The sequence below is a fragment of the Phormidium tenue FACHB-1052 genome, assembly GCF_014696675.1.
In the GTDB taxonomy this organism is placed as follows: Bacteria; Cyanobacteriota; Cyanobacteriia; order Phormidesmidales; family Phormidesmidaceae; genus Nodosilinea; species Nodosilinea tenuis_A.
In genome coordinates, this window is sequence record NZ_JACJQN010000017.1 from 119,841 (window position 1) to 145,501 (window position 25,661).

The window sequence follows — 25,661 nt, forward strand, 5'->3', positions numbered from 1 at the left end:
CTAACCTGCTGACGTTAACTGGACTGATTGGACACTATGACCGCTGGAACCGGAGCGTTTCGATGGACTGAGCCGTGAGATACAGCCCCAGCCCGATGAATGAGAGAAACAGCACCAGGCCACCGGTGTCGAAAATGCCTTCGGTAAAGTCGGTGAAATGCTTAAGTAGGGATAGATGGGCGATCGCGCTACCCACCACCCCTGGCAGCCCCTGAGCCACCGCATCCACCAGCCACAGCAGCAAGATCAGCGCAAAGGTCATAATCGCCGCCAGCACGGTGCTCTCCGTTAGCGACGAGATGAACATGCCGAGGGCCAATACGCTGGCTGCCATCAGCACTAGCCCAAGGTGCGACAACAAAAATACTCCTGACCCCGTGGGCGGAGTCGCAGCCCCTAGGGCGATCGACTGGCACACCATCAGCGGCAGTACCATCGCAATATAGAAGCTCACCACTGCCAGCAGCTTGCCCAGGGCTACCGCCCAGTTGGTGACGGGTGACGTGGCCAGCAGTTCCAGCGTGCCCTGCTTGCGCTCGTCGGCGTAGAGCCCCATGGAGAGCATCGGCAGCACAAACATCGACAGCGACCCCAGCAGCCCCACGTAGGCTTTGTTGAACTCGTAGGCCACATCAAAGGGGGGCGAGGGAGGCATGCCCATCTGCACCGCCTGGTCGGCCATCGCCGCCTGGGCCAAAATGCCCTGCGGCCCCAGCAGAATCGCCACTAAGAAAAAGCCCCCCAGCAGCCAGAACACGGCGGCAATGATATACGGCAGAGGCGAGGCGAAGTAGCTTTGCAGCTCTCGCTGGTAGATGGCGAGGATGTTTTTGAAGAGAAGGGTCATGGGCGGGGAGAGGGGATGGGTGGATGGGGAGGGGAGTGGGAGTGTGGATGGGTAGGGGGTGAGGAGATGAGGGAGGTGGGGAGGATGGGGGGAAACCCAAAAACTAAAAGGGTTAGGTCTCGAATTCTTCTGGCGTTGGCTCGACTGTGGGGAGTTCAGCGAGGGCTTCGGGCGTTGCTGTTGCTCCCGTAGCGGGTTCGGTGGTGGTGAGGTTGAGGAAGACGTCTTCGAGGGTGGCTTGCTGGCGGCGGAGTTCGTGGAGTTCGAGACCGGCGTTGACGAGGGCGGCAGACATAATAGCTCCCAAAGCGCGATCGGCGTCTGCGCTCACCCGCAGCCGGTGATGATACTCCGGCAGGTGCTCTGGCCCCAGTAAAGTCACCTGGCGCACGGGGGATAGCTCAGTTAACAAGCGCTGGGCTCTGTCCACATCCCCTTTGATCTCCAGTTCATAGGCGGCTTCGCCAGAGAGACGGGTGGTGAGGTTGTCGGGGGTGTCGGTGGCGACGACCTGACCCCGGTTGATGATGGTGACGCGATCGCAGGTCATGCTCACCTCCGGCAAAATGTGGGTGGAGAGAATGATGGTGTGGCTACCCGCCAGCCCTTTGATCAGCTGCCGCACCTCGTTGATCTGGCGCGGATCCAAACCCACCGTCGGCTCATCCAAAATAATCACTGGCGGGTCGTGAATGATGGCCTGGGCAATGCCCACCCGCTGTCGGTAACCCTTCGACAACTTGCGAATCAGCACCTTGCGCTTGTCAGTTAAACCGCAGTGATCCATGGCAATGTCGGCCCGCTTTTGACGCAGATCGGCGGGCACGCCCTTAATTTTGGCCACAAAGTTGAGAAAACCCTGCACCGTCATATCGGGATATAGCGGCGGCGACTCGGGCAGGTAGCCAATCCGCTGTCGCACCGCCATCGAGTTGGTATGCACGTCGTACCCGGCCACGCGGGCCGTGCCTTCAGATGCTGGCAAGTACCCTGCCAAAATTCGCATGGTGGTGGTTTTACCCGCCCCATTCGGCCCCAAAAAGCCGAGAATCTCCCCAGGCTGTGCCCCAAAGGTGATGTCTTGAATGGCTGTGGTAGACCCGTAGGTCTTACTCAAATGCTCAACTTCAATCATGGGTGTAAAATCGCCAGCAAACCAGTGGATATTGTACTGCTGATTACAGTAGCGATTTTTCCTTCCATTGCGTTTAAGTGACTCAATCTAATCTGTTCCCTCCTACCTTCCCCATCTCCCTCACCCTGCGCTCGCTACCCTCTACTACAATGGCCGAATCCATTGGGCCAAAGGCCGTAGCTTAGAATGGAACTATTCAAGCGTCAGGTGTGGATCAACTTTCTGGGCTTGCTGCCCGGCAGTCTGGTTACGATACTAGTAATCGCTATCGCGTTCCTGCGTTTTTATGACGAACAAGACTTCCGATTCCTCAGCATCGTCGCCCAGCCCCAAACCTGGAGCAACCGACTCACTGTGGCAGCCCTCCTGGCTGCACTGGCTAATTTCGGCGTTGAGTGGAACCGTCGAAATCGAGAAGGAAACCGCGAGGCTGAAGCAGGAGAACGCGAGGCTAAAAGAGCAGAACGCGAAGCTCGCCGAGAGAGAGAAGAAGCTCGCCGAGATCGACAAGAAGCTCGACGAAATCGACAGGAAGTACGCTACCAGAAAGCTCAAATCCGATATCAACTAGACCCTAGCGAGGCAACCCGACAAGAGCTGGAAGCAGTGTTGGCAGCACTTGAAGAGTATGAGCAGACCTTGGACGACGCTCTCAGTTCCTGACCTTGGGGCAGGGTTGCGGATCGCGGGTCGCGAGCGAGCAGTGATCAATTAAGCAGGGCTGTTTGTAAGCATCCTCAGTCTCCAGGGGCGGCGGGGGTTGGCCAAAGATCATTTCGCAGCTAAAGTCTTCGAAGTTTGGCACCATCGTGAGGGGAATGCCGAAGTCTTCTGTAAAGAAGCGCTGGGTGGGCAACTTGCACATGTTGACGCACATGCCGACGCAGCGGCTTTCATCCAGGTAGCGACACTTTTTGATGTGGACGGCGCTGCGCTGCTGGCGGATTCGTCCCTGAGCATCGGTAAATTCTACGGTCTTGACCTCGCAGGGGCCGACCAGCCACTCAAACAGCAGGGTGGCAAACCAGGCGTTGAGTTCGCAGACGAGCTGGGTGGGCGAAAACAGGTTGCGAATCAGCCACAGCACTTGGGCGGGCACCAGCGACTTGAGCACCACAGCAACGAGCGCCTGCTGCTGCTGGGCATTGCGCCCCTGCATGATCTGGGTGGATAAATCGACAAAGCCGTCGTAGCCGCTGCGGGTAGTGTCTTTTCCCACAGCCTTGGCCATCTTGCGGCTAAACAGCCAGATGAACAGGCGATCGCCCACACTATCCTGATAAACCGCTTTTTCTGAGGTGGGGCCAAGGCCCGTGGCCGGGGGCGATGCCATGGTAAACCAGGAATAATTACTTACTCCAGATTAATACTTGAGTGGGCGGAGTGACAGGAGCGGGTGAATTCTCTACCCCTGGCTGCTGCCCGCAAACTGCTGGGCGTAGAACTGGGCGTAGCGGCTCTGGTTGGCCAGCAGTTCGCTGTGGGTGCCCGCTTCAATCACCTGGCCCTTTTCCATCACCAGAATGCGATCGGCATCGCGCACGGTGGCTAGCCGGTGGGCGATGATAAAGACGGTGCGATCGCTCATCAACCGCTCCAGCGCCTCCTGCACTAACGCTTCAGACTCGGCATCCAGGGCTGATGTCGCCTCATCCAAGATCAAAATGCGGGGGTTGAGCAGGACGGCCCGGGCGATCGCCACCCGCTGCCGCTGCCCCCCCGAGAGATTCACGCCCCGTTCCCCCATCCAGGTGTAGTAGCCCTGGGAAAACTGGCTGATGAAGTCGTGGGCGTTGGCAATGCGGGCCGCCGCTTCGACTGCTTCGATGTCAAAGTCTTTTTGGCCAAAGGCAATATTTTGGGCGATCGTGCCCGAAAACAGCGTTGTCTCCTGGGGCACAATGCCGATCTGTCGCCGCAGGCTGCGCAGGGTGACGGTAGCCACATCCACATCGTCAATGAAAATCTGGCCGGCCTGGGGGTCGTAGAACCGGGGCAGCAGGTTGACCAGAGTGGATTTGCCCGCGCCGGAGGAGCCTACCAGGGCAATTTTTTCGCCGGGGAGAGCCAGCAGGTCGAGATTTCGCAGTACGGGTTCGTCGGCTTCGTAGCCAAAGGTGACGTTGCGATACTCAACTCGCCCGGTGACCTTGGGCAGGTCGGTGGCGGTGGGCAGCTCCCGCACTGCCGGTTCGATATTGAGCAGCTCAATGACGCGATCGACAGAGGCTTCCCCCTGCTTAAATTCGCCGTAGTTAATGATGACGTGGTTGACCGGGTCAATCAGCATCAGCGCCGCGACCACGTAGCTGCCAAAGGAAGCCCCGGTGAGATTCTCCTGGGAAATTTGCCAGGTGCCCACCAGCAAAATCAGCATTACTACCACGGCGTAGGTAAAGCCTACCACCGGATACTGCACCGCCTGGAGCCAGGCGGCTTTGTATTTAGCCTGGCGGTTTTTTTCGGCCTCCTGGGTAAAGCGCTCGACTTCGTAGTCTTCGGCGGCAAAGGCCCGCACCAGGCGAATGCCGCTAAACACTTCGGTGACCAGCGACGAGAGGTCAGAGACCAGGTTTTGGCTGCGCCGCGAAAATTTCAGCATTTGCTCCCCAAACCAGCCCGCCAGAATGGCCAAAATGGGCACTAACACCACCGCCGTCAGGGTGAGCTGCCAGTTGAGGTAGACCATGTAGCCCAGCACCACCACCAATTGCAGCACCGAGGGTAAAAAGTCGTGGAACAGCTTTTGGACGACTTCGCCAATGCGATCGATGTCTTCGGTCAAGCGGTAGGATAAGTCCCCGGTTTGACTGCGCTCGAAGTAGGTGAGACTCAGGCGGTGGATGTGGGTGTAGACATCGCGGCGCAGATTAAAGGCAACCTCTAGAGCGGCCTTAGCCATCAGTGAGTCTTGAATATATTGGCCGATTTTTTGCAGCGCGAACCCGGCCATGGTGATGGCAATAAAGCGGGACACTACCGGTACATTGCCTGCCGCCAACTGCTCCAGAATATTCCCCGACAGCCAGGCCAGGATAGGCCAGAAGGAAACAAAAATAATGGTGCCCAACAGCGCCTGGGCTATAGTGCGCCACTCGCGCCGTACGTAGGGGGCAAGCGTCCAATAGTTGGAGCCTTGGGAGGGGCGCTCGGGATTCAAGGGCAAAACCTTTGCAATGGCATACTGTTCACCACGCTACCAGGTTTAGAGTGTTCCCGGTAAGACCGCGTCTAGGGATTTGGCCAGAAAGCTTGGCCGGGGGGCGTTACGTCCCCTGATTGGAATTCTCAATGGGGATGAGCTGGAATAATTCTTAGGCCAGAGCGGCATTTGGGGGCCGCTGCCCATTCGCTCAGCGTGTATCGTCTGCCTGGCGGGGCAAGGCACTACAATCGACCCATGGCCTACGTTTGGGGAATATGTGCCGATGCCCACGGTTATTGTTGCCACCGGAAATCCCGGCAAGCTAAAAGAGATGCAGGTGTATCTGGGTGAGCTGGGCTGGGAGCTTCAGCTGAAACCCGATGCGATTGATATAGAAGAGACCGGCACCACGTTTTTAGAAAATGCGCGGCTTAAGGCGGCTGGGGTCGCCAAGGCCTTGGGCCAGTGGGCGATCGCCGATGACTCGGGCTTAGAAGTCCACGCCCTCGGCGGTGCCCCCGGCATCTACTCGGCCCGCTACGCCGACAGCGATGCGGCCAGAATCGATCGCCTGCTGAAGGAATTGGCCGAAGCTATCGGGGGACAAAGCGATTCCGGCACCGATCGCAGCGCCCAGTTTGTCTGCGCCCTAGCCCTGGCCAACCCCCAAGGCGACATCGTGCTTGAAACAGAGGGGATCTGCCACGGCGAGATCTTGCTGGCCCCCCGTGGCGCTGGGGGCTTTGGCTACGACCCGATCTTTTATATTCCTGCCCTGGGCAAGAGCTTTGCTGAGATGTCGCCCGAGCAAAAGGATGCCAACAGCCATCGGGGCATTGCCTTTGGCCAACTGATGCCCGCTTTAAAGCAGTTAACCCCAGGATGACCTAACCGGGGCTGGGTCATCCTAGGGTTACTGGGAACTAGGGTTGAGTGGAAACTGGTGTGCGATCGCCCCATGGGCGAGTCTTGGACTATCGCCCTGTAGAGTCGGCCTTTGACTATCGCACCCTCGTCTTGCAGGTAAATCCTAAGCTTCTCGGTTGAGAAAATCTTGCAGTTGACCCAGAGCAGCCCGACCAATGTTAAACACGGCCCAGCTTCCGGCCACAGCAATCGGCAGTAAAACAACAACGACTCGCCAATCCATCGGGCATGCCCTCCTAAAACAGTTTTACTTAAACACTTGTCACAATTTTCTCATAATGTACACCACATGGGGCGATCGCAGACCGATAGATTTCTCGATCTAAACCAAAGCCGACCGCTTCGACGCCGAGAGATCGCCTGAGTCATCGTCTCTACAGCGCCCGAGGGTTAGTTTGATCATCCGTAGGGCGATCGCGCGGTAGCTGCTCCTGATTGAGGTGTCTCGTTATACATAGGCAGGTCAGCCATTAGGGCAAGAGGACTGAGAGCCTGGGCGCGGTCGTCGCTGAAACTCGCTTGGGATGTGCCTTCTAATCCATTTCTAACTTATTAAGTCGTTGAAGGAAATAGAGGGCTGCGATCGCCCGCAAAAATCCTCTGAACGCAAGAAATAAAAATGTTGCAAACTACCCGTTTCCTGGGTCTGAAAAACTATTTGAATTTAATTTTCTCAGAGTTATTAACTTGTGAAAATTTCCCTTACCAAGAGCGGCGGTGATTCTGTAGTTTGTTACTTAACCTGTCGTAGCCCTGAAAATCTAAAGCCCTATGGGGTAGTTCTCAGACCGGCTTAAAACTTTCTAGGGACTAGGCTGTTAAGCGCTGTAAACCTGATGCTTAGGCGTCTTCCTTGGCCTTCCAGCGGAGAGCGTTTGGGTCTCAGGTGGCTTGTAATGCCTGAAATGGCTTATTTAAGCTTTCTATAGACTCAGGTTATAGCCGTCTATTGAGTAGGAAGCGCCTTTATCCGCTCTGTATTTTCGAGTAGAAGAGAGGAGAGTCCCATGACCATAAGTCCCCCTGAACCGGGACAAAAAGTCAGGGTAGTGGTTGACAAAGATCCGGTGCCCGTCTCATTTGAGCGATGGGGCAAGCCCGGTCACTTCGACCGCACGTTGGCCAAGGGGCCCAAAACCACCACCTGGATTTGGAACCTGCACGCCGACGCCCACGACTTTGACAGTCACACCAGTGACCTGGAAGATATTTCGCGGAAGATCTTCAGTGCTCACTTTGGCCACTTAGCCGTTATTTTCATCTGGCTGAGCGGCATGTACTTCCACGGTGCCAAGTTCTCGAACTATGAGGCCTGGCTCACCAACCCGACCGGCATTAAGCCCAGTGCCCAGGTGGTTTGGCCCGTCTTTGGCCAAGAAATTCTCAATGCCGATGTGGGCGGTGGCTTCCACGGCATTCAGATCACCTCTGGTCTGTTTCAGATGTGGCGGGCCAACGGCATTACCAATGGCTTCCAGCTCTACTGCACCGCTATTGGGGCGCTGGTAATGGCGGCTCTGATGCTGTTTGCTGGCTGGTTCCACTACCACAAGCGAGCGCCCAAGCTCGAGTGGTTCCAAAATGTGGAATCGATGATGAACCACCACCTGGCCGGGCTGTTGGGCCTGGGCTGCCTGGGCTATGCCGGTCAGCAAATCCACGTGTCACTGCCGATCAACGCCTGTCTGGATGCGATCGATGCGGGGCGGCCTCTAACCATTGGTGGTCGGGTAATCGACTCAATTGGAGCAATTCCCTTGCCCCACGAGTGGATCCTCAACAAGGCCCTGATGGCGGATCTCTACCCCGGCTTTGTCGAGGGGCTGAAACCCTTCTTCACCCTCAACTGGGGTGTGTACTCTGACTTTCTCACCTTTAAGGGTGGTCTAAACCCCGTCACCGGTGGCCTCTGGCTGTCGGATACGGCTCACCACCACTTGGCGCTAGCCGTGCTCTTCATTGTGGCAGGGCATTTCTACCGCACCAACTGGGGCATTGGCCACAGTTTCAAAGAAGTGCTGGAGGCGCATAAGGGCCCCTTTACTGGCGAAGGCCACAAGGGTATGTACGAAATTTTCACGACCTCCTGGCATGCCCAGTTGGGGTGGAACTTAGCCCTCCTCGGGTCGCTGACCATCATCGTGGCTCAGCATATGTACTCCATGCCTCCCTATCCGTACCTCGCGACGGATTACCCCACTCAGCTGTCGCTGTTTACCCACCACATGTGGATTGGCGGCTTCTTGATTGTGGGGGGAGCAGCCCACGCGGCCATCTTCATGGTGCGTGATTACGAGCCCTCGGCGCATGTCAACAACAACCTCGATCGCGTGCTGCGCCATCGCGATGCGATCATCTCGCACCTCAACTGGGTCTGTATATTCCTCGGCTTCCACAGCTTTGGTCTATACATCCACAACGACACCATGCGCGCCCTGGGCCGTCCCCAAGACATGTTCTCGGATACGGCCATCAATCTACAGCCGGTCTTTGCCCAGTGGGTGCAGGGTTTCCATGCTGCCGCTGCGGGCAACACAGCGCCCAACGCTCTGGCTAGTGTTAGCCCCGTGTTCGGTGGCACTGGGGTCGCGGTGGCGGGCAAAGTGGCGATGATGCCCATGGCCCTCGGTACCGCCGACTTCATGGTGCACCACATCCACGCCTTCACCATTCACGTGACGGTGCTGATTCTGCTGAAGGGTGTGCTATTCGCTCGCAGCTCTCGGCTGATTCCCGACAAGGGCGACCTGGGTTTCCGGTTCCCCTGTGACGGGCCGGGCCGGGGTGGCACCTGTCAAGTTTCGGCTTGGGATCACGTGTTCCTAGGCCTGTTCTGGATGTACAACTGCATCTCGATTGTGATTTTCCACTTTAGCTGGAAGATGCAGTCTGACATTTGGGGCACGGTGAGCGCCGATGGCACGGTGAGTCATATCACGGGCGGCAACTTTGCGGCTAGCGCCATCACCATCAACGGCTGGCTGCGCGACTTCCTGTGGGCGCAAGCTTCCCAGGTGATCGGCTCCTACGGGTCGGCGCTGTCGGCCTACGGTCTGATGTTCTTGGGGGCTCACTTTGTCTGGGCCTTTAGCCTGATGTTCCTGTTCAGTGGTCGTGGCTACTGGCAAGAGCTGATTGAGTCCATCGTGTGGGCTCACAGCAAGCTGAAGCTGGCTCCCGCCATTCAGCCTCGTGCTCTGAGCATTACTCAGGGTCGGGCCGTGGGTGTGGCTCACTACCTACTGGGAGGGATTGCCACGACGTGGGCCTTCTTCCTGGCTCGAATAATTGCGGTGGGATGACCCGTTTGGTCATGGGCTTCCCGTAGGGGCACAGCACGCTGTGCCCCTACACCAACCCCCACCCCACCGAATTTCACGAATTGCGTTTTCTGACCCATTCGTACCCGTTTTGATTCATGGCAACTAAATTCCCAAAATTTAGCCAGGACTTGGCCCAAGATCCGACCACGCGTCGGCTCTGGTACGGGATTGCCACCGCCCACGACTTTGAAAGCCACGATGGCATGACGGAGGAGAATCTTTACCAAAAGATTTTTGCTTCGCACTTTGGCCACCTGGCAATCATCTTTTTGTGGACGTCGGGCAACCTGTTCCACGTCGCCTGGCAAGGCAACTTTGAGCAGTGGGTAAAAGACCCGCTGGGTGTGAAACCGATCGCTCACGCGATTTGGGATCCGCAATTTGGCCAACCCGCTGTGGATGCCTTCACCCAGGGCGGGGCTAGCTATCCGGTTAATATCTCGTTTTCAGGGGTGTACCACTGGTGGTACACCATCGGTATGCGCACCAACGCCGATCTATACGGCGGGGCGATGTTTTTGCTGATTTTGTCGGCGGTCTTTTTGTTTGCTGGTTGGCTGCACCTTCAGCCCAAGTTTCGGCCTAGCCTGGCCTGGTTCAAAAATGCGGAATCGCGGCTGAACCACCACCTGGCTGGTCTGTTTGGGGTGAGCTCCCTGGCCTGGGCCGGTCACCTGATTCACGTGGCCATCCCCGAAGCGCGGGGTCAGCATGTGGGCTGGGATAACTTCCTGTCGGTACGGCCTCACCCGGCGGGGTTGAAGCCCTTCTTTACCGGCCAGTGGGGGGTCTATGCCCAAGACCCAGACACGGCCAACCACGTGTTTAACAGCAGCGACGGAGCTGGGTCAGCGATTCTCACCTTTTTGGGTGGGTTCCATCCCCAGACCGACTCGCTGTGGCTGACGGATATGGCTCACCACCACCTGGCGATCGCGGTGCTCTTTATCGTTGCGGGCCACATGTACCGGACTAACTTCGGTATTGGCCACGACATGAAGACCATCATGAATGCCCACCGTCCCCCCGAAGGCACCCCCTTTGGCGGCCTGCTGGGTGAAGGCCACAAGGGTATCTACGACACCTACAACAACTCGCTGCACTTCCAGCTGGCCTGGCACTTGGCCTGCCTCGGTGTGGTGACGTCGCTGGTGGCGCAGCACATGTACTCCATGCCGGCCTACGCCTTTATTGCGAAGGATTACACCACCCAGGCGGCGCTCTATACCCACCACCAGTACATCGCTGGCTTCATCATGGTGGGGGCCTTTGCCCACGGGGCCATCTTCCTGGTGCGCGACTACGACCCCAAAGCTAACCAGAACAACGTGCTGTACCGCGTGCTGGAGCACAAGGAAGCGATCATCTCGCACCTGAGCTGGGTGTCGCTGTTCCTGGGCTTCCACACCCTGGGTCTGTACGTGCACAACGACGTGGTGGTGGCCTTCGGCACCCCCGAAAAGCAGATTCTGGTGGAGCCAGTGTTTGCCCAGTGGATTCAAGCGGCCCACGGCAAGCTGCTCTACGGCATGGATACTCTCCTATCCAACCCTGACAGCATTGCGACGACGGCCTGGCCCAACCACGGCAACGTGTGGCTCGGCGGCTGGCTGGATGGCATCAACAGCAGCACTAACTCGCTGTTCTTGAACATTGGCCCTGGCGACTTCTTGGTTCACCATGCGATCGCCCTCGGTCTGCACACCACCACCCTGATCTTGGTCAAGGGTGCGCTGGATGCGCGCGGTTCGAAGCTGATGCCCGACAAAAAAGACTTCGGCTACAGCTTCCCCTGCGACGGCCCCGGTCGTGGCGGCACCTGCGACATCTCTGCGTGGGATTCGTTCTACCTGGCAATGTTCTGGATGTTGAACACCATTGGCTGGGTGACCTTCTACTGGCACTGGAAGCATCTCACCCTGTGGTCGGGCAATATAGCCCAGTTCAACGAAAACTCGACGTATCTAATGGGCTGGTTCCGAGACTACCTGTGGCTTAACTCGTCGCAGCTCATCAACGGCTACAACCCCTACGGCATGAATAACCTCGCGGTTTGGGCCTGGATGTTCCTCTTTGGGCACCTGGTTTGGGCCACTGGCTTCATGTTCTTGATCTCCTGGCGGGGCTACTGGCAGGAGCTGATCGAAACTCTGGTGTGGGCCCACGAGCGCACTCCCCTGGCGAACCTGGTTCGCTGGAAGGACAAGCCCGTTGCCATGTCCATCATTCAGGGTCGGGTTGTGGGTCTAGCTCACTTTACGGTGGGCTACATTCTGACCTACGCCGCCTTCTTGATCGCCTCGACTTCCAGTCGATTTGGCTAACTGGGATAACTAATCCCGCGTAGGGTGGGCACGGCCCACCTTACATCCCTGGCGTAAACGGGTGGGTTCCCATGGGCTAACCCACCCCGTCCGCTGGGACCTTTTCCTAAAAGAAAAAAAATCTCTGTTCAAGCAAGTTTCTAACGAAAAGATCTCCAGTGGTGGGCAGTGCCCACCCTACAAAAGACTCACCCAAATACTTACCTACAACAAGAGTCTTCTTTTTAGAATTTTGAATATCTGAGGTGTAGAGCGGCTCCCTACAATCGCCCGCTGTCGCCTTCTAACCTTGAGACGGATGGAGACTCTCCGCTTCTCAAGAGTCCTGGTTCTTCGGGGTAGTTGAGCCAGGACTTTTACTATCTATGTAGCTAAAAGGATCGGTGGGGCACCACCGCTGGTGGCCCAGATCGTTTACAGTTGCGGTGGCAAAACCGGTGCTCTAATCCGACCCTATAGAGACATCGCGCCAGGGCCAATCTGCTCTCTTTTTCTGTGGCTATGACTCCTTCCAACCGGATTTTGGTGCTCTTTGCCCACCCCGCCCTCAATAAATCTCGCATGAACAGTCAGCTGGTGCGGGCGATCGCCGACCTTGAGGGGGTCATTCTCCACGATCTCTATGAGGAGTATCCCGACTTCCATATTGATGTGAAGCGCGAGCAGCAGCTGCTAATTGACCACGACATCGTGGTGTGGCAGCACCCCTTTTACTGGTATAGCAGCCCCGCTATTCTCAAGGAGTGGCAAGACCTGGTGCTCGAATATGGCTTTGCCTACGGCCACGAGGGGACAGCTTTGCAAGGCAAAAAATGCCTTTCCGCTATTTCTACCGGCGGTAGCCATCAAGCCTATCAGCGAGACGGCTACAACTACTACACCATCGGTGAGCTGCTGACCCCCTTTGCTCAAACCGCGCGGCTGTGCGGCATGGACTATCTGCCGCCGTTTGTGGTTCACGGCACCCACCAATTGCTTGACGGCCCCGAAATCAGCGATCGCGCCCAAGACTATCGCACCCTGATTCAAGCGCTGCGCGACAACCAGGTTAACTGGGCGGCGCTGCCTGGTCTGACCCAGCTCAACCAAGACTTGAGCCAGGTATTGCTCGCTCCCGAGGTAGCCCCCCATGCATAGCGAAGACTTATTTTTTCAGGCGTTTATCTATCTAATGGCGGCGGTGCTGTCGGTGCCCTTTGCCAAGCGCCTGGGGTTGGGGTCGGTGCTGGGGTACCTGATTGCGGGGGTGATTATCGGCCCGTTTGTGCTGGGCCTGGTGGGGGAACAGCAGGAGGACGTCATGCACTTTGCCGAGTTTGGCGTGGTGATGATGTTGTTTTTGATTGGTCTGGAGCTGCGGCCTTCGCTGCTGTGGCAGTTGCGGGGGCCAATTTTGGGTCTAGGGGGCTTACAGGTGGCGGTGACTACCGGGGCGATCGCCCTGATTGCCCTGCTGGTGGGCCTACCCTGGACGATGGCCCTGGCGATCGGCATGATTTTGTCGCTTTCGTCTACGGCGATCGTGCTACAAACCCTGAACGAAAAGGGCCTGATGAGAACTGAGGCGGGGCAGGCCTCCTTTTCGGTGCTGCTGTTTCAGGATATTGCGGTAATTCCCATGCTGGCTCTGCTGCCCCTGCTGGAGATGGGCCAGACCGCGATCGGCCCCAATGCAGCGATGTTGGTGGCCACCGCCGAGGCCAGTGGGGGGCTACCCGCTTGGCAGCGCACCCTGCTAGTGATGGGGGCGGTGGGGGGCATTATTGTGGTCGGTCGGTTTTTGATGCGACCGGTGTTTCGGTTCATTGCCGATACGCGCCTGCGGGAGATGTTTACGGCGACGGCCCTGCTGCTGGTGATCGGTATTACCCTGATTATGCAAATGGTGGGGCTGTCGCCCGCCCTGGGCACCTTCGTCGCCGGAGTAGTGCTGGCCGACAATGAGTATCGCCACGAGCTAGAAACCGACATTGAACCGTTTAAAGGTCTGCTGCTGGGCCTGTTCTTTATCTCGGTGGGGGCCAGCATCGATTTTAATGTGCTGGCCCGCCAGCCCCTGCTAATTTTGGGCCTGGTAGCTGGGCTGATGCTGCTCAAGGGGCTGGTGCTGCTGGCCCTGGGCCGTTTCTTTCGGCAGTCGCTCAGCCAAAACCTGCTGTTTGCCATGGCCCTGGCCCAGGGGGGAGAGTTTTGCTTTGTGCTGTTTTCCTTTGCTCAGCAGAGCCAAGTTTTGCCGACGACCGTGACTGCCCCGCTGGTGGTGGTGGTAGCCCTGTCAATGGCCCTCACCCCCCTGGTGATGATTGCCAATGAACGGCTGGTGCAGCCGCGCTTTGTCAGCCAGGGCGAGCAGCGAGAACCCGACACCATCGACGATGGCGAAACCCCGGTGATTGTTGCGGGTTTTGGGCGCTTTGGCCAGATCGTCAATCGTCTGCTGGTTGCCAACGGGATTCAGACTACGGTGCTAGACCACGACCCGGCTACCATCGATCTGCTGCGTCAGTTTGGCCACAAGGTGTTTTATGGCGACTCGTCGCGGATTGAGCTGCTCTATGCGGCGGGGGCACCTGAAGCCAAGCTGTTTGTGATGGCGATCGACGATGTGGAGCGATCGCTGCAAACCATTGACCTGGTGAAACAGCATTTTCCCCACCTGAAGATTTTGGCACAGGCCATCGATCGCCGCCACGCCTACGAGCTGCTGCGCCGAGATGTTGCCGTCGTGGAGCGAGAAACCTTTGAATCTGCCCTGAGCTTGGGTGCTGAGGCCCTGAAGCTGTTAGGGTTTCGGGCATACCACGCCCACCGAGCCGCCCGCATCTTTCGCCACCACGATATTAAGGCGATGCGAGAGATGGCCGAGATTGAAGCGGATATGCCGAAGCTGGTGGCTAAGTCGCAGCAGCTCGCTGCCGATTTGAAGGAGGTACTCCAGTCGGATAGTTTCGATTTGCCCCGCGAGGTCGATCAGGCTTGGGATACGACGGCGCTGAAAAAGTATGGAACGTAGTTGGGATAGCAACTACTCCATCGCTCAGGATGTTTGACGGAGTCTTGTGTAGCCGTTGCTAGCTAGCTGACCAAAGCCAGCCTTGTGCGGGTGCGATGTTCAAAGACCGGCTAAAAGGGCGATCGCCGCCGTTTATAAAGCACTGGGGTCAACGCTTAACCCCACAAAAAGCCACCCAGCCTGCATTGGTATTGCCCTGCTGAGCCGCATAGTAACCCGGCACATAGTGCAGGTGAAACGCGTCGGGCGCAAACCCCGCCGTCAGGGCATAGGTTGGAAAGTCGTTAAAGCTCGAAGATGCCAAATAGGGTTCTGAATTGGCCCAGACCTCGGTGTCGCGGAAGTATCGAGCGACCATGCTAGGTGGGGCCAGAAATAACTTGCTCTCTAAATGCACCATCATGCCGCCGGGCTTGAGCAAGCGATAGCTTTCGGCAAAAACTCGCTTCCTGGCCACTCCCGGAATTTCGTGCAGCAGAATGTGGCTCACCACTAGATTAAACGACCGATCGGCAAATTCGGTACTCTCGGCATTTTGCTGAGAAAAATAAGCCGTCTGGTTCAAAACCCTGGCCCGAGCGATCGCATATCTCAACAACGACGGACTCAAATCAATTCCCCAAACCTGGGCTTGAGGATAGGCCGATGTATAGGGCAAGGTGCTGTGGCCGACTGAACACCCTAGATCTAAAATTCGCTGGGGTTGAAACTCGGGGTAGTGCTGGTTCAAAACATGGTGAATTAAGGTCTGGCCAAGTTCGTCGTTGAGGGGACCAAACCACCCTCTGCCATAGAGAAAAACGCCGTGGTCGTACAGGGCTCCAGACTCAAAACCGTCGGCTTCAAGGTCTCGCAGATAGCCCCCCGGCATGCGATGAATATGGGCCTTGAGCTGATGAGAGGGGATGTTTAAATTTGGATTTAGCTCTAGACATCCTTGGCCCTGCTGATGAGATTGATAGACCGCTTCGAGGCGCTGTCGGTCAGACTCAATATTGGCCAGCACTTGGCTCCACAACTGATCTTGCAGCACCCCGCGACGATGGTGAACCGCTTGCACCTCTGGGCACCCATCTAAAACTGGGCGCACCTTAAGGTATAAGCTGTCTTGATTTTCTTCATGGAGATAGGCAGAAATGGCGTCATCGAGCTTCTGCTGAAACAGTTGAAACATCGCCTCCCCAAAGGCCTTTGCTTCGCATGCGAATTCTAGGTCAACTGCCGGAGCATGAGCCTGGGGAATTAAGCCATGTTGGAGTTGAGGACATCGAAAAACTGTATTGTTCATCCCATCATGCTCCTACTCAACAACCGATGTGTTCTGAGTGATCACCTAAACCCAACAGTGGCCGATGGTTCTATCTGCGCCGCCGCCGCAACCTGACAATTGGCAGAAAGTTTTATCGCCTGATAACTATGATTTTCCCTTGCCTATTTGAGGTCGGTGGTACCCCTCAAACATTCTTCAAACCCTGAACTGACGAGCGCGGCGCACCAGCTAGCAGCGCCGCTTCCTGATCTCAATCGGTCACAAGTTTGGCGTCGTTGACGTGGCCTGCCGCATCGAGTTTGATCACCAGCCATTCGTCGTCAATGCTGATGAATTTGCGCTCTGGCCCCAGTCTGTAGACCATATCGTAGTCGGCAAAGCTGTTTTGGGGTTCTGGTGGGCCAAGTAGCTCGATGACACCAGCTTGGGGTCTTCCCAGGAGCAGGTATTTTGCCAGCACATCATCCACCATGCACAGGCGAATGTAGGTTGGCTCGGCGCTGAGCTTGGGGTCGTTCCACAGCGTAAAGTTGAACTGGGTATAGCCACGGCAATGTTGCCACTCGTCCCAGTTTGTTTTGGCCAGCAGCCCGCCCACCACTACAAACGGGAGGCTGGTTAACAACAGCCCCATAATTGAGGCGATCAGCAGACGGCGCTTTAGTGTTGAAGGTTGGCCCAAGGGCATGGTGAATCGGGCGGGTAGCAGGTCTATGGAGACATGCTACCCACGGTCAGCTAAAAATTCACAGGCCGGGTTGCAGCGGTAGGGAGGGTTGAAGACCTGCCCCAAGACGATGGTTAAAGACCGGCCCAAAGGCCAACGCAGTTTACGCATAGCGACGCACCATCCGCTCTAGCTGATGAATGAGCTGGTGAAGCCGCTGGTTTTCCTGGTGCAGGGCGTTATTTTCGGCCTGGAGGCGCTGGTTTTCCTGCCATAGAGCCTGGTTGTCTAAGGGTAGTTGTGAAGATGAAGCGTACATGGTGCGATCGGGTGACAGAGGATGGCTCACTAGCTCAGGAATCTCCCTAACCGTGGCCTTGAAGCTGAGGCCAAGATAAATAGCCCAGTCATCAGGGCTGACAGTGGTTTGATTTGCAACCGCCTGAGGCGGCCCATTGCAGGGATGACCTACCCATAGGGGGTTGCGCTATATCTCTATTTTGGCCTGTCTCTGAGTGCGACCCGGAAACCGTAACTAACCGCAATAGCTCCTGCCCATTACCCAATGGCGAGTTCAATAATGCAGTTAAATGGGGGATGGTTCTGGATGCCTCCTTGGGCTCCGCTGCTGTTCACCCCTGCGAGGCCCTGTGTCAGACGCCAAACCTTCCCGTTCATTGGCCAATATTGCTGGCATTGTGGCTGTGGCCACCATCCTCAGCAAGTTTGTGGGGCTGTTTCGCCAGCAGGCGATCGGGGCGGCCTTTGCGGTGGGGCCGGTGGCCGATGCCTACAGCTTTGCCTACATCATCCCCGGCTTTTTGCTGATTTTGCTGGGGGGCATCAATGGGCCGTTTCATAGTGCGATCGTCAGTGTGGTGGCGCGGCAGCAAGACCGCAAAGACACCGCCGCCCTGATCGAAGCCGTCAATACGCTGGTCGGGCTAATTCTAATTGGCCTCTCGCTGCTGCTGATTGTGCTGGCCGGGCCAATTATCAACACCATTGCCCCTGGCCTCGCCCAAAACGACCCCATAGCTAGGGATATGGCGGTGTTGCAGCTCCGCATTATGGCACCCATGGCGGTGCTAGCGGGGCTGATCGGTACGGGTTTTGGGGCGCTAAACGCCGACAACCAGTTTTGGTTGCCGTCGATTAGCCCCATTTTCTCTAGCGGGGCGGTGCTGGTAGGTCTGGGTCTGCTCTATTGGGCGATCGGCAGCGAGGTGACCAGCCCAGAGTTCTTTATGGTGGGTAGCGCGGTGTTGGCAGGCAGCACGCTGGGCGGAGCCGTGTTGCAGTGGCTCGTGCAGCTCCCTGCCCTGTGGAAGTCTGGCCTGGGGCGTCCCCGGCTGCGCTTTGACTGGTCGATGCCCGAGGTGAAAGAGGTAATGCAGGTGCTGCTGCCCGCCACGCTGTCGTCGGGGATGCTGCAAATTAATCTGTTTACCAACCTCTTTTTTGCCTCCTTTATTCCCGGTACGGCGGCGGCCCTGAGCTACGCAAACCTGCTGGTGCAAACGCCGCTGGGCATTATCTCCAATGTGATTTTGGTGCCGTTTTTGCCCATGTTTGCCCGCCTGGCCGATCCAGCAGACTGGCCCGAACTCAAGCTCCGCATTCGCCAAAGCCTGCTGTTTACGGCATTGACCATGTTGCCTCTGGGGGCGATGTTTGTGGTGCTGGCCCTGCCCATGGTGCGGGTGATCTATGAGCGGGGTGCCTTCGACCAAGAGGCCTCAAACCTGGTGACATCGCTGTTAATGGTCTACGGCATTGGCATGTTTGTGTACCTGGCTCGCGATGTGCTGGTGCGGGTGTTTTATGCCCTAGGCGATGGGCAGACGCCCTTTCGCATTAGCCTGATCAACATTGGGCTGAATGTGGTGATGGCGTTTTGGTTCATTCGCTGGCTGGGGGCACCGGGTCTGGTGCTGGCTACCGTGGGAGTGAACGTGTTTTCGACCCTGGCGCTGACGGTAATTTTGCATCGGCGGCTGCGGGGGCTGCCGTTGGGAGAATGGGGGGGCGCGATCGCTCTGCTCACCTTGCTTAGCTTCATCGCTGGCACCGCCGCCTGGGGTACCCTCCAATGGCTCGAAACCTGGCTCGGCACCCAGGGCATTGGCGTGCTGCTGCTGCAACTGCTGATTCCCGGTGGGGTAGGGCTGCTGATCTTTATAGTCGGCGCATTCCTGCTGCCGATACCGGAGACAAAGCAGCTCGCTGCGCGAATTCGGGAGCGTGTGAGGCGGTGAGGAGAAGAAGGTGGGGAGGGTGAGGGAAGTGAGGAGAGTGGAGACGGTGGGCCTGGCGCATAATAGGAGTTAGCAGTCAGCGGTAGGATGCAGACAATGGCAGATCCAGTCACCCTTGACGATATTTATGCTCTATTTCAAACCTCGCAGGCGGAAGCCGATCGCCGCTTTGCGGAAGCCGATCGCCGTGCTGCGGAGTCTAAAGCAGAATCCGATCGCTCGCTAGCAGAGCTCAAACGCCTCGTTGATAACACTACCCGCGCAGTGGATGGACTTACTACTCGCTGGGGTCAGTTTGTCGAAAATCTAGTAGAACCTGCTGTGCTGCGCCTTTTTCAGGAGCGGGGCATTGATGTGCAAGAAGTCACTCGCCGCATGCGGTCTCAACGACGCGGGGCTGAGATGGAAATTGACATCTTTGCTGTGGATGGTGATGTGGCTGTGGCTGTGGAGGTCAAGTCGCGGCTGTCTCACCAGGACGTAGAGTATTTTTTAGGCTGTCTAGGTCGGTTTAAGCTATCGTTCCCTCACTATGCGGACTATGACATCTACGGTGCTGTGGCAGGCATTGAAATCGACGAAGGGGTAGACCGTTTCGCCTATCAGCGAGGATTGTTTGTGATCAAGCAAACCGGCGACACAGTGATGATTGCCAACAACTCAACCTTTCAGCCCACAGCTTGGTAGAACCTATGGTGACGGCAGCACCGGTAGATCGAGAGGCGGCGCTCCAGGCCATTCGCGCTGGGCTGCGGCGGGGACAGCAGGCGCTGGCCGACTGGAATGGGGGGCGACTGGCCGTTTCCGCAGTGCCGGGCTCGGGCAAGTCTACGGGGATGGCGGCGGCGGCGGCGATCGCGATCGCCCGCCACCAGCTCCATCTGAACCGTCAGCTAGTGTTAGTCACCTTTACGCGATCGGCGGCGGCCAACCTCAAGGCCAAGGTGCGCGGGCATTTGAAAACCTTGGGACTGCCCCAGACCAGCTTTACGGTCTCTACCCTGCACGGTCTGGCCCTCACCATTGCCACCCGCAACCCTGAACTCTCGAACCTGAACCTGGATACGCTGACGCTGGTTTCGCCATCGCAAAACAACCGCGTTCTGCGGGCCTGTGTAGAGCAGTGGATTGTGGCCAACCCCGACCTCTACTCGCGCCTGATCGAAGGGCGACAGTTTGACGGCGAAGAAACCGAGCAGCTCAGACGGCAGTCGGTGTTGCGCACCGAGGTGCTGCCCAGCCTAGCCCACACCGTGATTCGCGAAGCTAAAAGCTCGGGGCTCATGCCCGCCGCGCTGCTAGATCTGGCCCAAAACGTCAACCATGCTCTGCTGGGAGATGTTGAAGACTACGATGTGCTCACCATTGCCGCCGGTCTGTACGATCGCTACCAAACCCTGCTATCGCAACGGGGCTGGATCGACTACGACGATATGATCTTGGGTGCCCTGCGCACCCTAGACGACCCCGACAGCCGCCGCTTTTGGCAGGGGCGCACCTTCGCCGTGTTTGAAGACGAAGCGCAGGATTCTTCGCCATTGCAGACTCGGTTATTGACCCTGCTGGCCGCGAATCCTGATGATCCTGATGGAGAGCCTAACTTAGTGCGGGTGGGCGATCCTAACCAGGCGATCAACTCGACGTTTACTCCGGCAGACCCGGTTTTCTTCAACCAGTTCTGCGACGACTGCCGCCTCCAGGGCCGCCTGGTAACGATGGATCAAGCCGGGCGCAGCAGTGGCATCATTATGGCTGCGGCCAACCGCATGCTGGCCTGGGTGAACCAGGCACAGGTGGCCGGGCCAGAGACCCCCTTTCGCAACCAGGCGATCGCCCCAGTCTCCGCCAATGATCCCCAGCCTGGGGCCAACCCAGAGCCGCTGGGGGTCGGGGTCGAAATTCTCTCGCCTCCGACCACGGTGGATTCGGTCAAACTGATCGCCCAGCGGGTCAGAGATCTCTACCTTGAGAATCCTGAAACCAGCTTTGCCATCCTTGTGAGGGAGGGCCGCCAGGGGCAATTTGTCGGCAACCTGCTGCGCGATCCTGACCTGGTGGGGGGCGTCGATTTGCCCGCTATGGGGCTAAAGTTCTACGACGTAGGCGAGCAAGACCGGCAAACCAAAGTGCCTGAAGAAATGCTCACCCTGCTGCAATTTATTGAGCGGCCCCACTCCGCCGATCGCCTCAAGGGAGCGCTGCGGGTGCTGGTCGATCGCCAGCGCATTCCCACTCAAGACCTCAACGCCCTGGCTCAGGCTCCTGAGCAGTTTCTCTACCCCGGCCCGCTCGATGCGCCGCCCGACACCGAGGCTGCCCGCACGGCGCGGCGCTATTGTACGGGGTTGCTGCGATCGCGCCTTGAACTGCCCCCCTACAGCCTGTTCTCCTTCATTGGGCTCACTCTGGGCTACAACCAGAGCGAGCTAGCAACTGCCGACAAACTCGCCGCCCGCGTCAGCCAGCAAATTCGCAATGACGACACGCTGGCGGCGGCGATCGCCGTGCTGCAAGACATTGTCGGTTCCGAGCGCTTCACCGCCGTTGACACCGAAGACACCGACGACCTCTACACCCGCCCCGGCCAGCTCACCCTGATCACCATGCACAAAGCCAAGGGGCTCGATTGGGATGTGGTGTTTCTGCCCTTTCTTCACGACAAAACCATCCCCGGCACCCTGTGGGTGCCGCCCCAGGGCGAATTTTTGGGCGACTTTACCCTGGCGGAGGTGGCCCGCGCGCAGATTCGCGCCCACGCCCACGCCGGTTTCGCCCCAGGGCAGGGTGAAATTCCCGACATTATTGCCGCTTGGCAGCAGGCCAAACACCTCAAAGCCGCCGAAGAGTATCGGCTGCTTTACGTCGCCATGACCCGCGCCAAGCGCCTGCTGTGGATGTCGGCGGCCCAGCAGGCCCCCTTTACCTGGAGCAAGCCCGAGAATGTGCAGGCGGCAAACCCCTGCCCGGTGCTGCCGGTGCTGCGGGAGTGGACGGGTAGGGGGTAGGGGGTGGATCGGTAAGGGCAGCGGGCGATCGCTCCGCTGCACCCAACCTGCTAGATCTCTAATTTTTTTAATCTTGACACTGTACTAGGAGTGGATTACAGATCCATCTCCAAAGTCCAAAATCGCAACCTAAAATCGTTAGTCGATCCGCTCGATCTGCCACAGAATTTGATTGCCTTCGCGCCGCACCCGCGAGACTGACCAGTTGCGCCAGGCCCAAAATTCGCCTCGGCTCGTCACAGCGCTGGCGTTCACATCCATCAAATCGGCCAGTTCTGAGCTGGTGATGAGATAGCCCTGTTTGGCGATTTCGTCGGCAATTTGCAGGGTTTCTAGAACGTTGCGGAGGTTATCAACCCTAACCTCACGGGGTAAAGAATCAAAGTTTTCACTAATCGGAGAAGTTCCAGAGTCTGCCATAATGCATGATGCCGTCCAAAGCTGAAAATCAAGCTAAATTCTACCCTCTGACTCTAGGGTTAAGAGTAACTTCGCCCATAAATCATCTATGCTTTGCATTAAGAAAACTTATGACTGCGTTGATATCCTCAACCTTTGTGCCAGAGACAACGAATTTCTGCTCCTTAACGAAGACCGCTTTTCTGAGCTTTAAAGTATTTCAAAGCCACCTAAGCGGTCTAGTGACCAATACTAGCAATGGGCGAAGGATAGTCGTTTTTTCAGTGGACTGCCCTTGTCGCCTCGGGTCAAGGATTTGATTTACCACAACGCTCTTGGAATAGATTGGCCGATCGCGATCGCTAACCGATGATGGCAAAGTTGCTCAACCGCTGCGCGTTCCCCTCCCCCGCCGTCCAGGGTTTTGGTGACCGTTAGGGGCGATCGCAATGCCTGTCTTAACCGCTGCTATCCGCCGATTGATTTGAGAAGTTTGCGGTAACTCTGGGCCCATGCATTAAATTGTCTATAGGGAGAATATTTTGGGATGCCAATTCCCAGGCTGAACTGCCGGGGTCTGTGCCCTGGTTGCTCGGGCTTTCCCTGTTCGTTTCTCTGAGGTGTCTTCGTGGCTAGTAAAGATCAAATCAAGCAGCACCTTGCCCTAACCAGCAAGATCAACTTTTCCGGCGTCACCCCCGCCAAGAGTGAAGATCCCCGTAAGGCCCGGATTATGGCCCATTTGAAAAAGAGCCTGGGCTAAAAAACGTAGGCAGTAGGGGGTGAGGGGTGGATGGGTGCGGGTGATTAAACTCAGTCATAAACTCCCTACTCCCTACTCCCTACCCTCCTACAAATATCCTGCCGGATTCACCGGATTGCCGTTTTGCCGCACCTCAAAGTGCAGGTGTGGGCCAGTGGAGAGGCCGGTGGAGCCAACAGCGGCGATCGCCTGCCCCTGCTGCACCGATTGCCCTTCACTGACAAACAGACGGCTAGAGTGGGCGTAGAGAGTGCTGAGTCCACCGCCGTGATCAATGATTACCGCCTGGCCGTAGCCCCCGTACCAGCCCGAGAAAATTACCCGACCCGAGTCAGCAGCGCGAATGGTGCTCCCGTAGCTGGCGGCAAAGTCTACCCCACCATGGAAACGGCTGTAGCCCAAAATGGGATGCACTCGGTTGCCAAACCCGCTCGAAATGTTGGCGTTGGCGGGGAAGACAAACCGCCCTGTACCACGAATCACCCCGGTGCTGGCGGCGATTTTTTGGCGAATCAGGCCAGCAATTTGTTCTGAGTCGCGGGCGAGCTGGGTTTCAGCGGCTTCTAGGGCACCGCGACGATCCCTCAGGCGAGAGATCAGCTGCTTCTCTTCGTTAGCTTCGGCTTCGTACTGCTGCTTTTGAGAGAGCAGCTGCTGGCGCAGGAGAGCGACCTGGTTGCGCTTGGTTTCAACGGCGGCCTTTTGTTTTTGAATGGCTTCGGCCTGGGCCTTGAGGTCGGCTAGCACCTGGCGATCGGAGGCATAGACTCGCTTGAGCTGGTACTGGCGGTCTAGAAACTCATTAAAGTTCTGGCTTTGCAGCAGCACAGCCCAGCCTTCGCTGCCCTGCTGCCGCTGCAAATATTGAAGCCGGGCCACGGTGCCGGTGCGCACGTTTTCGTAGTCGGCTTCGGCCTTGGCGAGCTTGGCCTCAAAGTCTTTCAGCTCTTTCTCAGCCTGGTTGAGGCGAAACTCGGTTTCGCTAATTTGGTTGGCGGTGTAGACAATGCTGTTCTCCAGACCCTTTAGGGTAGATTCTGAGGTGGCCTGGCGATTTTGTAGCTCGGTTTGCTGCTGCTGAAGTTCGTTGCGCTGTTGCTCAAGGGTTTTTTGCTTATTTTGCAAATCCTGAATGGATTGAGCGACCAGCTCAGGCGGCGCTGCTTGGGCGTTGGGAACTGTTGTGAGCGCCAGCCAGCCGACCACCACCAAGGCTAGCGCCAGGCTCAGCCATCGCCCCCAGGCCGGTGCGCTAGGTCGCCGGGTCGGTGCAGAAGAAAGCGGATGAGTTCGCAGCATGGTCACAGGTAGTACCTGGAGTGGGAATCTGGAGTTTAGCCTTTAAAGGTGAGCGCGATCGCAACTGCCCCAAAGCCAAAAATAGCTGCACCGGCCAGCCGATTTAACCACTTAAGTCGGGAGGGTGTCAGCTTTTGGCTAAAAAGCGTTACACCCCAGCTCAGGCATAGCCACCACAGAGCAGAACCCAAAAACACCCCAAAAATCAGGGTTAGCGAGGCTCCCCACGATTGGCTGGTGCCCACCAGACCCAGTCCAGCAAAAATCGCAATGAATGAAAGAATAGTGGCCGGGTTCGTTAACGTCAACATTAGGGTAGAAGCGTAGGCCCCCCACAGCCCTCGACTAGAGACCTTGACCGCTTCGGTAGCGGGGTCGGCTCGCAGCGTAGTAAAGCCTAAATAACAGAGAAACAAGCCCCCGATCAGCTGCATGGCCTGGGTGTGTCTAACCAACAGATCGGCGATCGCAGTCAGGCCAAACCCAGCGATGCTGCCATAGATGCCATCGGCGGTGGCGGCCCCTAGCCCCGTCACCAGCCCCATGAGCTGGCCCTGGGTGAGCGACCTGCGAATGCAGAGCAACCCAATGGGGCCAACGGGAACTGCGATCGCTAGCCCCAGCCCCACGCCCTTCATCAATGTCCAGCCTTCCATAGCCCCTCCTTAGGACTCACTCAAATGATTTAGCGATGGCATCTGGGTTTCTTTCACGGTAGAAAGCACAATCAGCGTGCGGGTTTTGACTACCCCTGCGATCGCCTTTAGCCCTTCAGTAATCAAGGCTTCCAGGGCACGGGTGTGGCAGCAGCGCACCTTCAACAGGTAGTCGTCGTCGCCGGTCACGTGGTGGCATTCCAAAATCTCGGCTGTGGCCTGCACTGCGGCTAGAAATCCCTCGCGGTGGTGAGGTTGGTCGAGCGTTACGGCAATAAAGGCAGTCAAATTTAGCCCCAGGGCTTCGGCGTCGAGCTGGGCGCTGTAGCCCGTGATGATGCCGCGCTCTTCGAGGCGTTTGACGCGATCGGCCGCTGCCGGAGCTGATAGCCCTAGCTGGCTTGCCAGCTCAGCCCAAGTTATGCGCCCTTGCTGGCAAAAGAGGGACAAGGTTTTGATGTCAAGGTTGTCTAGCTCCATAACCTTATTTTGATAGGCGAAGCTCAGCTTTAGGTTTCTAATGTAATTGCAAGAGCTAAACTTGCCACGATTCCATAACATAACTTTTGGTTTCGGGATGCCAGGTCTCTATGCCTTTCGGTAGAGAAAATATGGCACCTTAAAGATGGC

The 25,661-nt window shown here is 57.2% G+C and carries 22 protein-coding genes; 10 read left to right on the top strand and 12 right to left on the bottom strand.

Translation table 11 applies throughout. From position 1 onward, the window contains the following. Window positions 1–34 precede the first annotated feature (34 nt). Entirely contained in the window at window positions 35–847 is an 813-nt protein-coding gene (locus H6G07_RS20925; protein ID WP_073610163.1) for an ABC transporter permease, read from the bottom strand. 112 nt (window positions 848–959) lie between these two features. Then, window positions 960–1,982: an ABC transporter ATP-binding protein gene (locus H6G07_RS20930; RefSeq protein WP_073610162.1), complete on the bottom strand. Its 1,023-nt coding sequence runs from the start codon at window positions 1,980–1,982 to the stop codon at window positions 960–962. A 286-nt stretch (window positions 1,983–2,268) separates the two neighbouring features. Here H6G07_RS20930 and H6G07_RS20935 point away from each other — a divergent pair, with 286 nt between their 5' ends. Next, window positions 2,269–2,553 carry a hypothetical protein gene (locus H6G07_RS20935; RefSeq protein ID WP_171973071.1) on the top strand — a complete coding sequence of 95 codons (285 nt, stop codon included), beginning with the start codon at window positions 2,269–2,271 and terminating at the stop codon, window positions 2,551–2,553. Window positions 2,554–2,634: 81 nt separating this feature from the next. Here H6G07_RS20935 and H6G07_RS20940 read toward each other — a convergent pair whose 3' ends face one another. Both H6G07_RS20940 and H6G07_RS20945 read right to left on the bottom strand, forming a co-directional pair. Continuing rightward, entirely contained in the window at window positions 2,635–3,315 is a 681-nt protein-coding gene (locus H6G07_RS20940) for a DUF4033 domain-containing protein (protein ID WP_073610160.1), read from the bottom strand. A 72-nt stretch (window positions 3,316–3,387) separates the two neighbouring features. Then, window positions 3,388–5,142: an ABC transporter ATP-binding protein gene (locus tag H6G07_RS20945; RefSeq protein WP_073610159.1), complete on the bottom strand. Its 1,755-nt coding sequence runs from the start codon at window positions 5,140–5,142 to the stop codon at window positions 3,388–3,390. A 268-nt stretch (window positions 5,143–5,410) separates the two neighbouring features. On the opposite strand from H6G07_RS20945, the gene rdgB reads away from it, so the two are divergent. After that, window positions 5,411–6,013 (top strand): RdgB/HAM1 family non-canonical purine NTP pyrophosphatase, encoded by a 603-nt coding sequence (rdgB, locus tag H6G07_RS20950; protein ID WP_073610158.1) that lies wholly within the window; start codon window positions 5,411–5,413, stop codon window positions 6,011–6,013. A 144-nt stretch (window positions 6,014–6,157) separates the two neighbouring features. On the opposite strand, the gene H6G07_RS20955 is transcribed toward rdgB, so the two are convergent. Continuing rightward, window positions 6,158–6,277 carry a photosystem II protein Y gene (locus tag H6G07_RS20955; RefSeq protein WP_073610157.1) on the bottom strand — a complete coding sequence of 40 codons (120 nt, stop codon included), beginning with the start codon at window positions 6,275–6,277 and terminating at the stop codon, window positions 6,158–6,160. Between the two features lie 784 nt (window positions 6,278–7,061). Between H6G07_RS20955 and psaA the strand changes: the two genes are divergently transcribed. The 4 genes from psaA (at window position 7,062) to kefC (ending at window position 14,714) form a co-directional block, all read left to right on the top strand. Beyond that, window positions 7,062–9,356, top strand: coding sequence for a photosystem I core protein PsaA (psaA, locus tag H6G07_RS20960; protein WP_073610156.1), 2,295 nt, complete (start codon window positions 7,062–7,064; stop codon window positions 9,354–9,356). Between the two features lie 116 nt (window positions 9,357–9,472). After that, entirely contained in the window at window positions 9,473–11,701 is a 2,229-nt protein-coding gene (gene psaB, locus H6G07_RS20965) for a photosystem I core protein PsaB (protein ID WP_073610155.1), read from the top strand. Window positions 11,702–12,202: 501 nt separating this feature from the next. After that, complete coding sequence (gene kefF / locus H6G07_RS20970; protein WP_073610154.1) at window positions 12,203–12,838, top strand: glutathione-regulated potassium-efflux system oxidoreductase KefF; 636 nt, start codon at window positions 12,203–12,205, stop codon at window positions 12,836–12,838. Next, a complete protein-coding gene (kefC, locus tag H6G07_RS20975; RefSeq protein WP_073610153.1) occupies window positions 12,831–14,714 on the top strand; it encodes a glutathione-regulated potassium-efflux system protein KefC in 1,884 nt (627 codons plus the stop codon). The genes kefF and kefC overlap by 8 nt, the downstream gene beginning before the upstream one ends. A gap of 148 nt (window positions 14,715–14,862) precedes the next feature. Here kefC and H6G07_RS20980 read toward each other — a convergent pair whose 3' ends face one another. The 3 genes from H6G07_RS20980 to H6G07_RS20990 all read right to left on the bottom strand — a co-directional run bounded on the left by H6G07_RS20980 (window position 14,863) and on the right by H6G07_RS20990 (window position 16,970). Continuing rightward, window positions 14,863–15,888 carry a class I SAM-dependent methyltransferase gene (locus H6G07_RS20980; protein WP_199312297.1) on the bottom strand — a complete coding sequence of 342 codons (1,026 nt, stop codon included), beginning with the start codon at window positions 15,886–15,888 and terminating at the stop codon, window positions 14,863–14,865. A gap of 346 nt (window positions 15,889–16,234) precedes the next feature. Next, a complete protein-coding gene (locus H6G07_RS20985; protein WP_073610151.1) occupies window positions 16,235–16,672 on the bottom strand; it encodes a hypothetical protein in 438 nt (145 codons plus the stop codon). Between the two features lie 142 nt (window positions 16,673–16,814). Further along, window positions 16,815–16,970: a hypothetical protein gene (locus tag H6G07_RS20990; RefSeq protein WP_171973070.1), complete on the bottom strand. Its 156-nt coding sequence runs from the start codon at window positions 16,968–16,970 to the stop codon at window positions 16,815–16,817. A gap of 331 nt (window positions 16,971–17,301) precedes the next feature. On the opposite strand from H6G07_RS20990, the gene murJ reads away from it, so the two are divergent. From murJ to H6G07_RS21005, 3 genes are all read left to right on the top strand, one after another. Continuing rightward, a complete protein-coding gene (gene murJ / locus H6G07_RS20995; RefSeq protein ID WP_073610150.1) occupies window positions 17,302–18,909 on the top strand; it encodes a murein biosynthesis integral membrane protein MurJ in 1,608 nt (535 codons plus the stop codon). A gap of 96 nt (window positions 18,910–19,005) precedes the next feature. Next, entirely contained in the window at window positions 19,006–19,596 is a 591-nt protein-coding gene (locus tag H6G07_RS21000; protein ID WP_073610149.1) for a PDDEXK family nuclease, read from the top strand. 5 nt (window positions 19,597–19,601) lie between these two features. Continuing rightward, complete coding sequence (locus tag H6G07_RS21005) at window positions 19,602–21,914, top strand: ATP-dependent helicase (RefSeq protein ID WP_073610148.1); 2,313 nt, start codon at window positions 19,602–19,604, stop codon at window positions 21,912–21,914. 138 nt (window positions 21,915–22,052) lie between these two features. On the opposite strand, the gene H6G07_RS21010 is transcribed toward H6G07_RS21005, so the two are convergent. Next, entirely contained in the window at window positions 22,053–22,334 is a 282-nt protein-coding gene (locus H6G07_RS21010; RefSeq protein ID WP_073610147.1) for a hypothetical protein, read from the bottom strand. Window positions 22,335–22,941: 607 nt separating this feature from the next. Here H6G07_RS21010 and H6G07_RS26750 point away from each other — a divergent pair. Beyond that, the gene (locus tag H6G07_RS26750) at window positions 22,942–23,076 is read left to right on the top strand and encodes a hypothetical protein (protein WP_277882095.1); all 135 of its coding nucleotides are present in this window, start codon (window positions 22,942–22,944) and stop codon (window positions 23,074–23,076) included. A gap of 87 nt (window positions 23,077–23,163) precedes the next feature. Here H6G07_RS26750 and H6G07_RS21015 read toward each other — a convergent pair whose 3' ends face one another. Genes H6G07_RS21015 through H6G07_RS21025 form a run of 3 tightly spaced genes read right to left on the bottom strand, consistent with a single transcriptional unit; the run spans window position 23,164 to window position 25,511 of the window. Then, window positions 23,164–24,375 (bottom strand): murein hydrolase activator EnvC family protein, encoded by a 1,212-nt coding sequence (locus tag H6G07_RS21015; protein WP_084173436.1) that lies wholly within the window; start codon window positions 24,373–24,375, stop codon window positions 23,164–23,166. A 35-nt stretch (window positions 24,376–24,410) separates the two neighbouring features. Next, a complete protein-coding gene (locus tag H6G07_RS21020) occupies window positions 24,411–25,031 on the bottom strand; it encodes a LysE/ArgO family amino acid transporter (protein ID WP_073610146.1) in 621 nt (206 codons plus the stop codon). A gap of 9 nt (window positions 25,032–25,040) precedes the next feature. Next, entirely contained in the window at window positions 25,041–25,511 is a 471-nt protein-coding gene (locus H6G07_RS21025) for an Lrp/AsnC family transcriptional regulator (RefSeq protein ID WP_073610145.1), read from the bottom strand. Between the last annotated feature and the right edge of the window lie 150 nt (window positions 25,512–25,661).

Excerpts from the sequence above, each read along its gene's own strand:
- H6G07_RS21000 (WP_073610149.1), top strand. The coding sequence starts at position 19,006 with ATGGCAGATCCAGTCACCCTTGACGATATTTATGCTCTATTTCAAACC.
- psaA (WP_073610156.1), top strand. The coding sequence starts at position 7,062 with ATGACCATAAGTCCCCCTGAACCGGGACAAAAAGTCAGGGTAGTGGTT.
- H6G07_RS20930 (WP_073610162.1), bottom strand. The coding sequence starts at position 1,982 with ATGATTGAAGTTGAGCATTTGAGTAAGACCTACGGGTCTACCACAGCC.
- H6G07_RS20985 (WP_073610151.1), bottom strand. The coding sequence starts at position 16,672 with ATGCCCTTGGGCCAACCTTCAACACTAAAGCGCCGTCTGCTGATCGCC.
- H6G07_RS20925 (WP_073610163.1), bottom strand. The coding sequence starts at position 847 with ATGACCCTTCTCTTCAAAAACATCCTCGCCATCTACCAGCGAGAGCTG.
- H6G07_RS20980 (WP_199312297.1), bottom strand. The coding sequence starts at position 15,888 with ATGTTTCAACTGTTTCAGCAGAAGCTCGATGACGCCATTTCTGCCTAT.
- H6G07_RS21015 (WP_084173436.1), bottom strand. The coding sequence starts at position 24,375 with ATGCTGCGAACTCATCCGCTTTCTTCTGCACCGACCCGGCGACCTAGC.
- H6G07_RS20955 (WP_073610157.1), bottom strand. The coding sequence starts at position 6,277 with ATGGATTGGCGAGTCGTTGTTGTTTTACTGCCGATTGCTGTGGCCGGA.
- H6G07_RS20940 (WP_073610160.1), bottom strand. The coding sequence starts at position 3,315 with ATGGCATCGCCCCCGGCCACGGGCCTTGGCCCCACCTCAGAAAAAGCG.
- H6G07_RS20935 (WP_171973071.1), top strand. The coding sequence starts at position 2,269 with ATGACGAACAAGACTTCCGATTCCTCAGCATCGTCGCCCAGCCCCAAA.
- kefF (WP_073610154.1), top strand. The coding sequence starts at position 12,203 with ATGACTCCTTCCAACCGGATTTTGGTGCTCTTTGCCCACCCCGCCCTC.
- H6G07_RS21010 (WP_073610147.1), bottom strand. The coding sequence starts at position 22,334 with ATGGCAGACTCTGGAACTTCTCCGATTAGTGAAAACTTTGATTCTTTA.
- H6G07_RS21020 (WP_073610146.1), bottom strand. The coding sequence starts at position 25,031 with ATGGAAGGCTGGACATTGATGAAGGGCGTGGGGCTGGGGCTAGCGATC.
- kefC (WP_073610153.1), top strand. The coding sequence starts at position 12,831 with ATGCATAGCGAAGACTTATTTTTTCAGGCGTTTATCTATCTAATGGCG.
- H6G07_RS21005 (WP_073610148.1), top strand. The coding sequence starts at position 19,602 with ATGGTGACGGCAGCACCGGTAGATCGAGAGGCGGCGCTCCAGGCCATT.
- rdgB (WP_073610158.1), top strand. The coding sequence starts at position 5,411 with ATGCCCACGGTTATTGTTGCCACCGGAAATCCCGGCAAGCTAAAAGAG.
- psaB (WP_073610155.1), top strand. The coding sequence starts at position 9,473 with ATGGCAACTAAATTCCCAAAATTTAGCCAGGACTTGGCCCAAGATCCG.
- H6G07_RS21025 (WP_073610145.1), bottom strand. The coding sequence starts at position 25,511 with ATGGAGCTAGACAACCTTGACATCAAAACCTTGTCCCTCTTTTGCCAG.
- H6G07_RS20990 (WP_171973070.1), bottom strand. The coding sequence starts at position 16,970 with ATGTACGCTTCATCTTCACAACTACCCTTAGACAACCAGGCTCTATGG.